General features: G+C 70.2%; 13 protein-coding genes. 7 read left to right on the forward strand and 6 right to left on the reverse strand.

Annotation, left to right across the window (positions count from 1 at the left end):
- Positions 1–24: 24 nt before the first annotated feature.
- Genes ABFX55_RS06285 through ABFX55_RS06305 form a run of 5 tightly spaced genes read right to left on the reverse strand, consistent with a single transcriptional unit; the run spans position 25 to position 6,062 of the window.
- Entirely contained in the window at positions 25–459 is a 435-nt protein-coding gene (locus ABFX55_RS06285; RefSeq protein WP_346118511.1) for a GNAT family N-acetyltransferase, read from the reverse strand.
- Positions 460–515: 56 nt separating this feature from the next.
- Positions 516–1,652, reverse strand: coding sequence for an acyl-CoA dehydrogenase family protein (locus tag ABFX55_RS06290; protein ID WP_183645818.1), 1,137 nt, complete (start codon positions 1,650–1,652; stop codon positions 516–518).
- A 5-nt stretch (positions 1,653–1,657) separates the two neighbouring features.
- Complete coding sequence (locus tag ABFX55_RS06295) at positions 1,658–2,563, reverse strand: hydroxymethylglutaryl-CoA lyase (protein WP_346118513.1); 906 nt, start codon at positions 2,561–2,563, stop codon at positions 1,658–1,660.
- Positions 2,564–2,568: 5 nt separating this feature from the next.
- Positions 2,569–4,539, reverse strand: coding sequence for an ATP-binding protein (locus tag ABFX55_RS06300; RefSeq protein WP_346119212.1), 1,971 nt, complete (start codon positions 4,537–4,539; stop codon positions 2,569–2,571).
- Between the two features lie 2 nt (positions 4,540–4,541).
- A complete protein-coding gene (locus ABFX55_RS06305) occupies positions 4,542–6,062 on the reverse strand; it encodes a carboxyl transferase domain-containing protein (protein WP_346118514.1) in 1,521 nt (506 codons plus the stop codon).
- 47 nt (positions 6,063–6,109) lie between these two features.
- On the opposite strand from ABFX55_RS06305, the gene ABFX55_RS06310 reads away from it, so the two are divergent.
- The 7 genes from ABFX55_RS06310 (at position 6,110) to ABFX55_RS06340 (ending at position 11,933) form a co-directional block, all read left to right on the forward strand.
- Complete coding sequence (locus ABFX55_RS06310) at positions 6,110–6,679, forward strand: SACE_7040 family transcriptional regulator (protein WP_346118516.1); 570 nt, start codon at positions 6,110–6,112, stop codon at positions 6,677–6,679.
- A gap of 245 nt (positions 6,680–6,924) precedes the next feature.
- Complete coding sequence (locus ABFX55_RS06315) at positions 6,925–7,890, forward strand: ATP-binding cassette domain-containing protein (protein WP_346118518.1); 966 nt, start codon at positions 6,925–6,927, stop codon at positions 7,888–7,890.
- Positions 7,887–8,744 carry an ABC transporter permease gene (locus ABFX55_RS06320; protein ID WP_346118519.1) on the forward strand — a complete coding sequence of 286 codons (858 nt, stop codon included), beginning with the start codon at positions 7,887–7,889 and terminating at the stop codon, positions 8,742–8,744. Before ABFX55_RS06315 ends, ABFX55_RS06320 begins: the two co-directional genes overlap by 4 nt.
- Positions 8,745–8,823: 79 nt before the next feature.
- The gene (locus ABFX55_RS06325; RefSeq protein ID WP_346118521.1) at positions 8,824–9,528 is read left to right on the forward strand and encodes an ABC transporter ATP-binding protein; all 705 of its coding nucleotides are present in this window, start codon (positions 8,824–8,826) and stop codon (positions 9,526–9,528) included.
- Entirely contained in the window at positions 9,525–10,223 is a 699-nt protein-coding gene (locus tag ABFX55_RS06330) for an ABC transporter permease (protein ID WP_346118523.1), read from the forward strand. The genes ABFX55_RS06325 and ABFX55_RS06330 overlap by 4 nt, the downstream gene beginning before the upstream one ends.
- Before the next feature lies 1 nt (position 10,224).
- A complete protein-coding gene (locus ABFX55_RS06335) occupies positions 10,225–11,337 on the forward strand; it encodes a sensor histidine kinase (protein WP_346118525.1) in 1,113 nt (370 codons plus the stop codon).
- Complete coding sequence (locus ABFX55_RS06340) at positions 11,313–11,933, forward strand: response regulator (RefSeq protein ID WP_346118527.1); 621 nt, start codon at positions 11,313–11,315, stop codon at positions 11,931–11,933. The genes ABFX55_RS06335 and ABFX55_RS06340 overlap by 25 nt, the downstream gene beginning before the upstream one ends.
- Positions 11,934–11,961: 28 nt before the next feature.
- Here ABFX55_RS06340 and ABFX55_RS06345 read toward each other — a convergent pair whose 3' ends face one another.
- Positions 11,962–13,326 (reverse strand): hypothetical protein, encoded by a 1,365-nt coding sequence (locus tag ABFX55_RS06345; protein WP_346118528.1) that lies wholly within the window; start codon positions 13,324–13,326, stop codon positions 11,962–11,964.
- Between the last annotated feature and the right edge of the window lie 118 nt (positions 13,327–13,444).

The raw sequence follows: 13,444 nt of genomic DNA on the forward strand, positions 1-13,444 counted from the left end.
GATGCCATCAGGCTCCGACGAAACTCAGCGCAGCACCTTGCGATAGAAGTTCGCCGACTCCTCGTAGCCCAGAGCCTGGTAGAACTCGGGGGCGCGCCGCGTGGCCAGGGCGACGTAGCCCGCCTGCCGTTCGCGCGCCCAGACCTCGAACTCCTCCAGCAGCCGCCTGCCGATGCCCTGCCTGCGGAAGCCGGGCTGCACCATGGCCTCTTCCACCCATGCCACGGGCCCGTTGGCGAACAGGGTGAGATGGACGAAACCCAGCAGGTAACCGTGGACGCGGCCCTCGGCCACCGCGGTGAGGATCAGCGCGTCCTTGTTGTCCAGCAACTGCGGGAAGGCCTGGTCGAAGGCCGCGCGCTCGGGTCTGAAGGTCAGCCCGAACTCCCGCGCCAGCGCGAAGATCTCATCTACGTCGCTCGGCTCCGCCCTCCGGATGTGCGGATCGTCTGAGGTCATGACGTGGACCATAGATCGTTCCCGCACCGTCCGTCCAATCCGGAACTCCAGCATTTCTACAGATCACCCATGCCCAGCTGCCTGGCGATCAGCATGCGCTGGACCTCGCTGGTGCCCTCGCCGATCTCGAGGATCTTGGCGTCCCTGTAGAAGCGTCCGACCGGGAACTCGTTCATGAATCCGTAGCCGCCGAAGATCTGGGTGGCGTCGCGGGCGTTGTCCATCGCGGCGTTGGAGGAGACCAGCTTGGCGATGGCCGCCTCCTTCTTGAACGGCCTGCCCGCCAGCATCAGCGACGCCGCGTGGTAGTAGGCCAGGCGGGCGGTGTGCGCGCGAACCTCCATGTCGGCGACCTTGAACTGGATGGCCTGGTAGTGGCCGATGGGGTGGCCGAAGGCGCGCCTGTCGCGGACGTAGCGCAGCGACTCGTCCACGCAGCCCTGCGCGAGCCCGACGCTGAGCGCGGCGATCGCGATGCGGCCCTCGTCGAGGGTCTGCAGGAACTGCGCGTAGCCGCGGCCCCTCTCCCCCAGCAGGTTCGCGGCGGGCACCCTGCAGTCGGTGAAGGACAGCTCGCGGGTGTCGGAGGCGTTCCATCCGACCTTGGAGTACTTCTTCGACACGGCGAAGCCCGGCGTGCCGCTGGGCACGAGGATCGTGGAGATCTCCCGCTCGCCCGTCAGCGCCGCCACGGCGACCACGCCGGTCAGCGAGGTGCCCGAGTTGGTGATGAAGGCCTTGGTGCCGTTCAGCACCCATTCGTCGCCTTCGAGGACGGCCGTGGTGCGCATCCCGCCGGGCACGTCGCTGCCGCCGCCAGGCTCGGTGAGGCCGAAGGCGCCGAGCATCCGTCCCGAGGTCAGCTCGGGCAGCCAGTGCGCCTTCTGCTCGGCCGTGCCGAAGCGGTAGATCGGCATCGCGCCCAGGGACACCGCCGCCTCCAGCGTGATGGACACGCTGGAGTCGACCCGCGCCAGCTCCTCGAGGGCGAGGCACAGGGCGAAGTAGTCGCCGCCCATGCCGCCGTACTCCTCGGGGATCGGCAGCCCGAACAGCCCCATGTCGCCCATCTGGCGGACGATGTCGTAGGGGAACTCCTCACGCTCGTAGTAGTCGCCGATGACCGGCGCCACCACCTCGCGGGCGAAGGACTCGACGGTCTTGCGCAGCTCTTGGTACTCGTCGTTGAGCATGGTTGTCACCCTTTCGAGAGGGCCTGGACGACCCGGGAGGGGCTGGGACGGCCGAGCCGTTCGGCGAGCCAGACGCTGGTGGCGACGAGCTTGCCGAGGTCGAGTCCTGTGTCGATGCCGAGCCCTCGCAGCATCCAGACCAGATCCTCGGTGGCGAGGTTGCCGGTGGCCGACTCGGCGTAGGGGCAGCCGCCGATGCCTCCCGTGGAGGCGTCGACGACGGTGACGCCCGCCCTGAGCGCGGCGAGCGTGTTGGCCAGTGCCTGGCCGTAGGTGTCGTGGAAGTGGACGGCGAGTCTGGAGGGGTCGCCGAAGGCCTCGACGAGGGCGGTGGCGTGACCCGGCGTGCCCACACCGATGGTGTCGCCGAGGGACAGCTCGTGGCAGCCGAGGTCGAGCAGCCTGGTGCCGACGCGCACGACCTGCTCGATCGGGGTCGGGCCCTCCCACGGGTCGCCGAACACCATCGAGACGTAGGCGCGCACCTTCACCCCCGCCTCCAGGGCGCGGGCGATGACCGGCTCGAACATGTCGAACTGGGTCTCGAGGCTCCTGTTGAGGTTCTTGGCGGCGAAGGTCTCGGTGGCGCTGGCGAAGACCGCCACCTCGTCGACGCCGCTCTCCAGGGCCCTGTCCAGGCCCCGCTCGTTGGGCACCAGCACCGGGTAGCGGATGCCTGGCCGCCGCTCGAGCATCGCGAGCAGCTCGCCGGAGTCGGCCAGCTGCGGCACCCACTTCGGGTGCACGAAGCTGGTCGCCTCGATCACCCGGTGCCCCGCGTCGGCGAGCCTGTCGATGAACTCGGCCTTCACCTCGACCGGGATGACCGCCTTCTCGTTCTGCAGGCCGTCGCGCGGCCCCACCTCGTAGACCGTCACCCGCTCGGGAAGACCGTCGATTCTGAACGGCACGCCTCTCACTCCTCCGTGTCGACGACGGCCAGGACCGCGTCCATGTCGACGGACTGTCCCGCCTTGACAGGCAGCTCGGAGATCACGCCCGCCATGGGCGCGGTGACGGTGTGCTCCATCTTCATCGCCTCCACGATGACCAGCGGCTGACCTTCGCTCACCTGGTCGCCCTGCGAGACCTTGACCAGCAGGACGGTGCCGGGCATGGGGCTGCGCACCACGCCGTCCCCCGCACCCGCCGCGCCCGCCCTGTCGCCGGGGTCGCCGATCCTGTGCCTAGTCAGCGCCCATGCCTGTCCTTCACGCCCGAGCCACAGCGTCTCCCCTTCGCGGGCCGCCGTGAACCGGAAGGCGCGCCCGCCGAGGGTGACGGCCAGCTCGCCCCCTTCGGCCACCGCTCTGGCGCCGACGATCTGAGCATCCGTGGCCTGGGCGCCCACGGCGCCGGAGCCGCCGGCGGGGGAGGCGGCGGGCAGCCGGACCTCCGCGCCGGAGGCGGGCAGCCCGCGCACTCCGACCTCGTGGATCCCGTCGCGTGACTCCAGCCGCCAGGTGGTCCAGGCGGGCTCGCCCACCCGCCAGCCGTCGGCGATCTCCCATGGGTCCTTCGCCTGGGGCGTGGTGTGGAAGGCCAGCGCGGCGGCGGCCAGCACCTCGTCCGGGACGGGCGCGGCCAGCGGGAGCGACGGCAGCACCCTCTCGACCAGGCCGGTGTCAAGCGCGCCCGCGACGACGCCAGGCTCGGCGAGCAGCGCCCGCAGGAACGGGATGTTCGTCGTCACACCCAGCACGGCGGCCGATCCCAGCGCCCTGTCCAGCGACCGCAGCGCGGAGGAGCGGTCCTCGGCCCACGCGATCACCTTCGACAGCATCGGGTCGAAGTCGCTGCCGACGACCAGCCCCTCGGCCAGCGAGGAGTCGACCCTGACGTCCGAGGGCTCGCGCAGGGCCAGCACCCGACCGCCCGTGGGCAGGAAGCCGCGCGCGGGGTCCTCGGCGTAGACGCGCGCCTCGACCGCGTGGCCGCGCAGCCGTACCGACTCCTGGCCGAAGGGCAGCGGCTCGCCCGCGGCCACCCGCACCTGCAGCTCCACCAGGTCGAGGCCGGTGACCAGCTCGGTCACCGGGTGCTCGACCTGCAGCCTGGTGTTCATCTCCATGAAGTGGTAGTCGCCCGAGCGCCCGTCGACGATGAACTCGACGGTGCCCGCGCCGGTGTAGCCGACCGAGCGGGCCGCCTCGACGGCCGCCGCCCCCATCGCCTGGCGCCTCTCGGCGGTGACGAAGGGCGAGGGCGCCTCCTCGATGATCTTCTGGTGGCGGCGCTGCAGGCTGCACTCGCGCTCGCCCAGGTGCACGACGTTGCCGTGCGCGTCGGCGAGCACCTGGATCTCGATGTGCCTGGGGTTCTCGATGTAGCGCTCGATCAGCAGGGTGCCGTCGCCGAAGGCCGCCTCCGCCGTACGACGGGCGGAGGCGAGCGCCTCGGGCAGCTCGGCCGCCGACCGCACCAGCACCATGCCCTTGCCGCCGCCGCCGGCCGACGGCTTGATCAGCGCGGGGAAGTCGTTCCACGAGGCGAGGTCGGAGATGCCGCCGGGCACGACGGGCACGCCCGCCGCCGCGACGGTCCGCTTGGCGCGGATCTTGTCGCCCATCGCCTCGATCGCCTCGGCGGGCGGGCCGATGAAGGCCAGGCCCTCGGCCGCGCACCTGCGGGCGAACTCGGCGTTCTCGGCCAGGAACCCGTAGCCGGGGTGGACGGCCTGCGCCCCCGACGACTGCGCCGCCGCGATCACCGCCTCCATGTCCAGATATCTCGGGACCCGGAGCGCGTGGTCGGCCAGGCGCACGTGGACCGCGCCAGCGTCCGCCTCGACGTAGACGGCGACCGAGGCGATGCCCATGGAGCGGAGCGTGCGGATGATCCGCACGGCGATCTCGCCCCTGTTCGCGATCAGTACGGTGCTGAACATCATCACATCCGGAAGACGCCGTAGCCGATGGGGTCGAGCGGCGCGTTGGCCGCCGCCGACAGCCCGAGTCCGAGGACGGTGCGGGTGTCGATGGGGTCGATCACGCCGTCGTCCCAGAGCCTGGCCGTCGAGTAGTAGGGGTTGCCCTGGTGCTCGTACTGGGCCCTGATGGCGTCGGCGTCCGCGTTGCCGACCGTGGTGAGCACGGTGGCCGCCTGCTCGCCGCCCATCACCGAGATGCGGGCGTTCGGCCACATCCACAGGAACCTGGGCGAGTAGGCCCTGCCCGCCATCGCGTAGTTGCCCGCGCCGAACGATCCGCCGATCACGACCGTGAACTTCGGCACCCGCGCGCACGACACCGCGGTCACCATCTTCGCGCCGTGCTTGGCGATGCCGCCTGCCTCGTAGGCCTTGCCGACCATGAAGCCGCTGATGTTCTGCAGGAAGACCAGGGGGATCTTCCGCCGGTCGCACAGCTCGATGAAGTGCGCGCCCTTCAGCGCCGACTCGCTGAACAGGATGCCGTTGTTGGCCACGATCCCGACGGGGTGGCCGTGGATGTGGGCGAAGCCCGTGACCAGCGTGGTGCCGTACTCGGCCTTGAACTCCAGGAAGCGGGAGCCGTCGACGATCCGCCGCACCACCTCGCGCACGTCGTACGGCGTGCGGGGGTCGGGCGGCACGATGCCGTACAGCTCCTGCGGGTCGAGGTGCGGCTCCTCCGGGTCGGCGCGCTCCCACGGCGAGTCGGACCTGGGAGCGAGCGTGGCGACGATGTCGCGGACGATGGCCAGCGCGTGCGCGTCGTCCTCGGCGAGGTGGTCGGTGACGCCGCTGACGCGGGCGTGCAGGTCGCCCCCTCCGAGCTCCTCCGCGGTGACCTCCTCGCCGGTGGCCGCCTTCACCAGCGGGGGCCCGCCGAGGAAGATCGTGCCCTGCTCGCGCACGATGACGGCCTCGTCGCTCATCGCGGGGACGTAGGCGCCGCCTGCCGTGCAGGAGCCGAGGACGGCGGCGATCTGCGGGATGCCGCGCGCCGACATCGTCGCCTGGTTGTAGAAGATGCGGCCGAAGTGCTCGCGGTCGGGGAAGACCTCGTCCTGCTTGGGAAGGAACGCGCCGCCCGAGTCGACCAGGTAGAGGCACGGCAGGTGGTTCTGCAGCGCCACCTCCTGGGCCCTGAGGTGCTTCTTGACGGTCATCGGGTAGTAGGTGCCGCCCTTGACCGTGGCGTCGTTGGCCACGACCACGCACTCGCGGCCCGAGACCCTGCCCACTCCCGTGATGATGCCCGCGGCGGGGGCCTGGTCGTCGTAGAGGCCGTTGGCGGCCAGCGGCGACAGCTCCAGGAAGCGGGAGCCGGGATCGAGCAGCCCGTCGACCCTGTCGCGCGGCAGCAGCTTGCCTCGCTCGACGTGACGCTGCCTGGAGCGCTCGGGTCCACCCTTGGCGGCCTCGGCCAGGCGCTCGCGCAGCTCGGCCGCCAGCCGCTCGTTGACCTCGGCGTTGCGCTTGAACATGCCCTGAAGGTTAATCATCATTAACGTCTGTGTCTAGAATGTGAGATGTGAGAACCCCTACCCGGAATCGCCGCGTCGAGATCCTGGAGGCCGCGGCGACCCTGTTCGCCGCCCGCGGCTACCACGGCGTGTCCATCGAGGACATCGGCGGCGCGGTAGGCGTCTCAGGCCCCGCGCTCTACCGGCACTTCAGCGGCAAGGAGGCGCTGCTGGCCGAGATGCTCACCGACGTGAGCACCCGCCTGCGCGAGGCGGCGGTCGCGGTCGTCACCTCCGCGCAGGATCCCGCCCAGGCGCTGGAAGCGCTGCTCGACACCCAGATCACGTTCGCGCTCGAGCAGCCGGCGCTGATCACGGTGCACGACAGGGAGCTGGGCAACGTCCCCGAGCCGCACCGGCGGCAGATCAGGCGCCTGCAGCGGCTCTACGTCGAGGAGTGGGTGACCGTCCTGGCCGAGCTGCACCCCGGCTGCCCGCCTCCGCGCCTGCGGGCCGCGACCCACGCCGCCTTCGGACTGCTCAACTCGACGCCGCACAGCGCGGGCGAGCTGCCGCCGGAGGCGATGAGAGAGGTGCTGCGCGCGATGGCGCGCGCGGGCCTCTCCACCCTTAGTTAACAGCCCTTAACATGCTTGTCGTCCCAAAGATCTAGATATATCTTTACGCTATCTTGGCAGTAGGGGCCGACAGGCATGCGAGACTTCGCGCCCGGCTCGGTCCACCCCGCGCGCCAGCAGCACGAGGACGAAGGGCTGCCGGCCCGCGAGGAGTCCGGCGGCAGCCGCGCCTACGCCTGAGCGGCGGCCGAACAGCTGATCAGGCAGACCCGCAGATCCATCTTCACGATTCTGGCGGAGGGCGAATGAGCGCGGTCACGGTGAAGGGTCTGAAGAAGACCTACGGCAAGGTCGAGGCCGTCAAGGGCGTCGACTTCGAGGTGCGGCCAGGCGAGGTCTTCGGCTTCCTCGGACCGAACGGCGCCGGCAAGACCACGACGATCAGCATGCTGTGCACGCTGGTCAACCCCACGGGTGGCAGCGCCAGCGTCGCGGGTCACGACGTGGTCAGGGAGCGCGACGAGGTGCGGCGCAACATCGGCCTGGTATTCCAGGACCCCACGCTCGACGGCTACCTGACCGCCGAGCAGAACCTCCGCTTCCACGCCGAGTTGTACGGCGTGCCCAAGCAACTGGTGGCCGACCGCATCAGGCAGGTCATGGAGATGGTCGCGCTGTGGGACCGCAAGGACGCCAAGGTGATGACGTTCTCCGGCGGCATGAAACGGCGCCTGGAGATCGCGCGGGGTCTGCTGCACTCCCCTCGCGTGCTCTTCCTCGACGAGCCGACCGTCGGCCTCGACCCGCAGACCAGGTCCGCCATCTGGGGCTACATCAACAAGCTGCGTCACAAGGAGGACATCACCATCTTCATGACGACGCACTACATGGACGAGGCCGAGTACTGCGACAGGATCGCCATCATCGACCACGGTGAGATCGTCGTCATCGACTCCCCCGAGGCGCTGAAGGCCAGCGTCGGCAAGGACAGGGTGCAGATCCACACCGGCGACGACCCCCTGGCGATCGTGGCGCTGCGCGACAGGTTCGGCATCGAGGCCGCCGTCCACGAGGGCGCCGTGACGTTCGCGGTCGCCTCGGGCGAGGAGTTCGTGCCGCGACTGTTCGCCGAGCTCGGGCTGTCCATCAAGTCGGTGAGCGTGTCGAGGCCCTCCCTCGACGACGTGTTCATGTCCTACACGGGCTCGACGATCAGGGACGCCGAGTCGGGCTCGGGCAACGAGTGGATGAAGGCGATGGCGAGGCGATGATGGCGGCAGACGTGGTGGACGTCCGGATCCCCGCACGCGGCAAGGGGCACGACCTGCGGGCGATCAAGGTGGTGCTGCACAGGGAGATGCTGCGCTTTGTCAGCGACCGCACGCGCATGCTGTCGATGCTGATCCAGCCGGTGCTCTGGCTGTTCGTGATGGGCACAGGCCTCGGCACGCTGGTGAGCGGCTCGATCCCCGGCGTCGACTTCCGCACCTTCATGTACCCGGGCATGATCTCGATGACGGTCATCATGACCGCGATGTTCTCCGCGGGCTCGATCGTGTGGGACAGGGAGTTCGGCTTCCTGCGGGAGATGCTCGTGGCGCCTGTCTCGCGCGGCGCGATCGTGGTCGGCAAGTGCCTCGGCGGGGCGGTGGTCGCCTGCGGGCAGGGCCTCATCATTTTGGCGATGGCGGGCCTCGTGGGCGTTCCGTACTCACCGGGGCTGATGCTGACGCTGCTCGGGGAGATGTTCCTCGCGGCGTTCACGATCACCGCCTTCGGCGTCACGCTGGCCGCCCGCATGCGCAACATGCAGACCTTCTTCGGCCTGATGCAGATGGCGATCATGCCGATGATGTTCCTGTCGGGCGCGATGTTCCCGCTGGCCAACCTGCCCTCGTGGCTCCACGTGCTGACCACGGTCAATCCGCTCACCTACGCCGTCGACCCCATGCGGCAGGCGGTCTTCGCCCATCTCGACATCCCGCCGCAGGTGAACGCGGTGCTCAACCCCGGCGTGCAGTGGTTCGGCTGGCAGGTGCCCGTGGCCGTCGAACTCGGCCTGGTGGCGCTGGTCGGCGCGGCCCTGCTGGGCGTCGCGGTCGTGCAATTCAGAAGGGCCGAGTAGCTCCATCGTCCGAAAGGACGAGGCGGGGGCGCCGTCCAGGTCGATGCCGCGGCTCCCGCGCCGCGGCGAGGCTTGCGGCATGACAGCCATACGAGTCAGCGCACTGCGCAAGACGTACGGAGCGAACGTCGCCGTCGACGACGTGTCGTTCACCGTGGGCGCCGGGGAGACCTTCGGCGTCGTCGGACACAACGGGGCGGGCAAGACGAGCACGGTCGAGTGCCTGTCGGGCCTGCGCCGCCCCGACGCGGGATCGATCGAGGTGCTCGGGCTCGACCCCGCGCGCCGCCGCCGCGCGCTCGCCGAGCGCATCGGCGTCCAGCTCCAGGAGGCGGGCCTGCCCGACAGGCTCAAGGTCGCCGAGGCGCTCAGGCTCTTCGCCGCCTTCTACCGCCGCCCCGACGACTGGCGGCAGGTGATGGAGCGCTGGGGGCTCGCCCCGCTGGCCCGCAAGGCCTACGGCGACCTGTCGGGCGGTCAGCGCCAGCGCCTGCAGATCGCGCTGGCGCTGGTGGGCAGCCCTGAACTGGTGATACTCGACGAGCTCACCACCGGGCTCGACCCCGTCGCCAGGCGGGAGACCTGGGCGCTGGTGGGCGAGCTCAAGGCCGCGGGCGTCACGGTGGTGCTGGTCAGCCACTTCATGGACGAGGCCGAGGCGCTGTGTGACAGGATCGCCGTCTTCGCCAGGGGAAGGATCATCTCGCTCGGAACCGCCGCCGAGCTCATGACCGCCACGGGGACGAGCTCCCTGGATGAGGCCTACCTGGAGCTGGTCCGATGAGAGCCTTCACCCGGATGTCGGCGACCGAGCTGACCCTGCTGTCCCGCGACCCCGGCACGCTGTTCTTCATGGTGGCCTTCCCCCTGATGCTGCTGGTGCTCCACACGGGCAGCGACAGGATCGCGGTCCTCGTGCCGAGCTACCTGGCCATGATCCTGGCCATCGGCGGCATCTCCGCGCTTCCCGGGTTCGTCGTGACCTACCGCGAGCGCAAGGTGCTGCGCCGCCTGGCCACCACGCCGATCGCGCCGCTGGCCGTCCTGGCCGCGCAGGTGGTGGCGCAGCTGGTCATGGGGCTGGCGGGCGCGGCCATCATCGTGGTCGCGGCGCTGGCCGCCTTCGGGGTGGACGCTCCCGCCCATCCGGCCCCGCTGGCCCTGGCCTTCGTGCTGACCGTGCTGATGACCTGCTCGCTCGGGTTCCTGATCGCCGCCGTCGCGCGCACGGTCAGGGTGGCCGACCTGCTCGGCCTGATGATCATGTTTCCGATGATCTTCCTCAGCGGGGCGGCGATCCCCAGGGAGGGACTGCCCCCGTCGCTGCGCGCGATCGGCGAGTACCTGCCGCTCGGCCCCGCGGTCACCGCGCTGCGCGAAGGCTGGGCGGGAACGCCGACGGCGCTTCCCCTGCTCGCGCTCACGGGGATAATCGTGGTGTCCACCGTCATTTCGGCCGCGCTGTTCCGCTGGGAGTGAGATGGACGAGGAGGCCAGGTGGTTTCGAGCCTTCCATCTGCTGTTCTACGCGTGCCTGGCGATCCCGGCGCTGACCGGCCGTGAGGGCGGGGCCCCCGCGTGGGCGGTGGCCGCGGTGATGGCGCTCTACTACTGGCTCTTCGTCGTCCGCGGCAGGGACAGGTTCGAGCGGCTGCACCCGATGGGCTGGCACCTGACGGTGCTCATCGCGCTCATGGCCGTGCTGATCGTCCTCGATCCCGCCTTCGACACGCTGATCTTCGGCATGCTCGCGCTGCCGTACGTCATGCTGCCGGGCAGATGGGCGTACGGCGGCGCGGCGGCGCTCGTGACGACGGCCTTCAGCGCCGCGGGCGGCCTCGCCGAGATCAGCCGGGCTCCCTCCAGGGCCGTCTCGCTCCTGGCCGGCATCGCGCTGGCCGTCCTGATGGGGCTGTTCGTCAACTTCCTGGTCAAGGCCGGTGAGCGCAACAGGGAGCTGGGCGTGCTCGAGGAGCGGACCAGGCTGGCAGGGGAGATCCACGACACTCTCGCGCAGGGGTTCAGCGGGGTGATCACCCAGCTGGAGGCGGCCGAGCAGGCGGGCGACGACCTGGCGGCCGTACGGGAGCGGATCGCCAGCGCGAAGCGGCTGGCCAGGGAGAGCCTGGCCGAGGCGCGCAGGTCGGTGCACCAGCTGCGGCCCGAGCCGCTGCAGAGGGAGCGGCTCGACCTCGCCCTGGCGGGCGTGGCCAGGCGCTGGTCGGCGCGGACCGGGGTTCGCACGCGGATGGCGGTCAGCGGGCCGCCCCGCCCGCTCGACCCCGACGTGGAGGTCGTGCTGCTGCGCGCGGCGCAGGAGGGCCTGGCCAACGTGGCCAGGCACGCGCGGGCCACCTCGGTGGCGCTCACGCTGACGTACATGGACGGGGAGGTGACGCTCGACGTGCTCGACGACGGCGCGGGATTCGACGGCCTGAGTATCGACGGCGCGGGACCGGACGGCGCGGGCGGGGATGGCGGCTACGGGCTGACCGCGATGCGGGAGCGGGCGGCCCGCGTGGGCGGCGCGGTCACGGTGGAGTCGGCGCGAGGAGAGGGGACGGCGCTGTGCGTGAGCATCCCCTGCGCCTGATGATCGTCGACGACCATCCCGTGGTGCGCGACGGGCTGCGCGGCATGTTCGAGGGGCTGTCCGACATCGAGGTGGTGGCCGAGGCGGGTGACGGGCACGAGGCCTTGGCGATGGCGGACAGCGCGCGGCCCGACGTCGTGCTCATGGACCTGCGGATGCCCGGACTCGACGGCGTGGGCGCCATCAGGAGGCTGCGCGCCGACCGTCCGGAGATCAGGGTGATCGTGCTGACCACCTACGACTCCGACGAGGACGTCTCCAGGGCGCTGGCCCACGGCGTGGTCGGCTATCTGCTGAAGGACGCGCCGCGCGAGGATCTGCACAGGGCGGTCCGCACGGCGGCGCAGGGCCGGCCGATGATCGCCCCCTCGATCACCTCCAAGCTGCTCGGCCTGCGCGAGCAGGTCGAGCCGAGCCCGCGCGAGCTGGAGGTGTTGCGCCTGGTCGCGGCGGGCGCGGGCAACAAGGAGATCGCCAGGCGGCTGCTGATCAGCGAGACCACGGTCAAGACCCACCTGCGGCACGTCTTCGGCAAGCTCGGCGTGGACAACAGGGCGGCCGCCGTGGTCACGGCGATGAAAAGGGGCCTGATCTGACGACCAGGCCCCCATGTTCACCGATCATCTACCTCTTGACGCGGACGTAGTCCCTGCCGCTCTGCGAGCCGTAGGCGTCGTCGTCACCCTTGAAGACGAACTTCCAGTAGCCCGACTTGTAGGCCTTGACCTTGGTGTAGAGCTTGCCGCTGCCGGTGGAGTTCGTCGTCTTGACGAACTGCCACTTGCTGGAGCCCTTGGGCTTGAAGTACAGCCCGACCTTGGCCTCGTAGCCACCGCCGTCGACCAGGAGCACGCCCCTGAATCGCAGGTAGTTGCCGTACTTGACCGGCTCGGGGTAGGCGTTGAACTTGACCAGCTTGCTCTTGTCCCTGCTCGGCGGGGGCGTCGGCTTGACGACCCTCACCCAGTCACTCGAGCTGCTGGAGCCTTCGACGCCCCTGCTCCCCGAGAACACCGCGCGCCACCAGCCGGAGGTCTGCGCGGTGGCCGAGGCCCAGAAGCGGCCGTCGCGGCCGGTCCTGTCACCGGTCACGGCCTCCCACCTGCTGGAGCCGTGCGCCTTGAACAGGATGGTGACCCGCTGGCCGGCCAGGCCGTCCCAGCCGTGCGAGCCGTCGACCTGCAGGGCGCCCCTGAAGGTGAGCCTGTCGCCCTTGTCGACGGGCTCGGGGTCGGCGCTGAAGCCGACGATCCTGCTGTCGGCCGACCGGTGCCTGACATCGACCCTGTCGGTGTCGCTGACGGAGCCCTTGGCGCCGGCGTGGCCGTTGAACTCGGCCCGCCACCAGCCGGTGGCCTCGACGCTCACCCTGGCGGAGAACCAGCCGCTACGGCTGGTGCCGACCGTGGTGATGTGCCGGTAGGCGTCGGTGCCCTTCTCGCGGAAGGTGATGGTGACGCGCTGGTCGCCGTATCCCTTCCAGCCGTCGCGCTCGGCGAGCAGGCGGCCTGAGACGGAGATGCGGTCGCCCTTGGCGACCACGTCCGGGTGCGCGCCGAAGTCCACGATCTTCGTGTCGACGGCGGTCTTCTTGGCCTCGACGGTGAAGGAGCCGTCGGTCGACTTCTCCGAGCCGTCACCCGAGTGGGCGATGGCCAGGAGGTTCCACTTGCCGGCGTTCTTGGCGTCGAAGGTCTTCTTGCCCGTCCACCTGGTCTCCTGCCCGTGAGGCGCGGGAGTGAGGTCGACGGGGGTGCCCACGCCCACGTCGCCGGGGGCCCTGAGCTTCAACTCGGCCTTGCCGGCGTCTTTGGTCGTGAACGTGAACGTCGCGGTGACCTGCTGGTCGCCGGTGACGACGATCGGCGAGGGAGAGACATCCACCTGAGAGATGCTCGGCGCGGTCGCCGCGGTGGCGGTGGGCGCGAGGGCGAGTGCCCCTGCTCCTACCGCGAGCGCCACGGCTGCCGCTCGGAAGCGTTGCAACATTCGGGTACTCCGTTCCTTTCCCCGTTGGTTGAAACGCGGCATGAGGGTGCCACGTCGTACTTAAAGTAGACGTTTAGGACAGGCAAAGAGTTTGAAAACCTGACAAACTGTCATTCAG

Origin of the sequence: Nonomuraea roseola (assembly GCF_039535395.1) — a bacterium.
In the GTDB taxonomy this organism is placed as follows: Bacteria; Actinomycetota; Actinomycetes; order Streptosporangiales; family Streptosporangiaceae; genus Nonomuraea; species Nonomuraea roseola.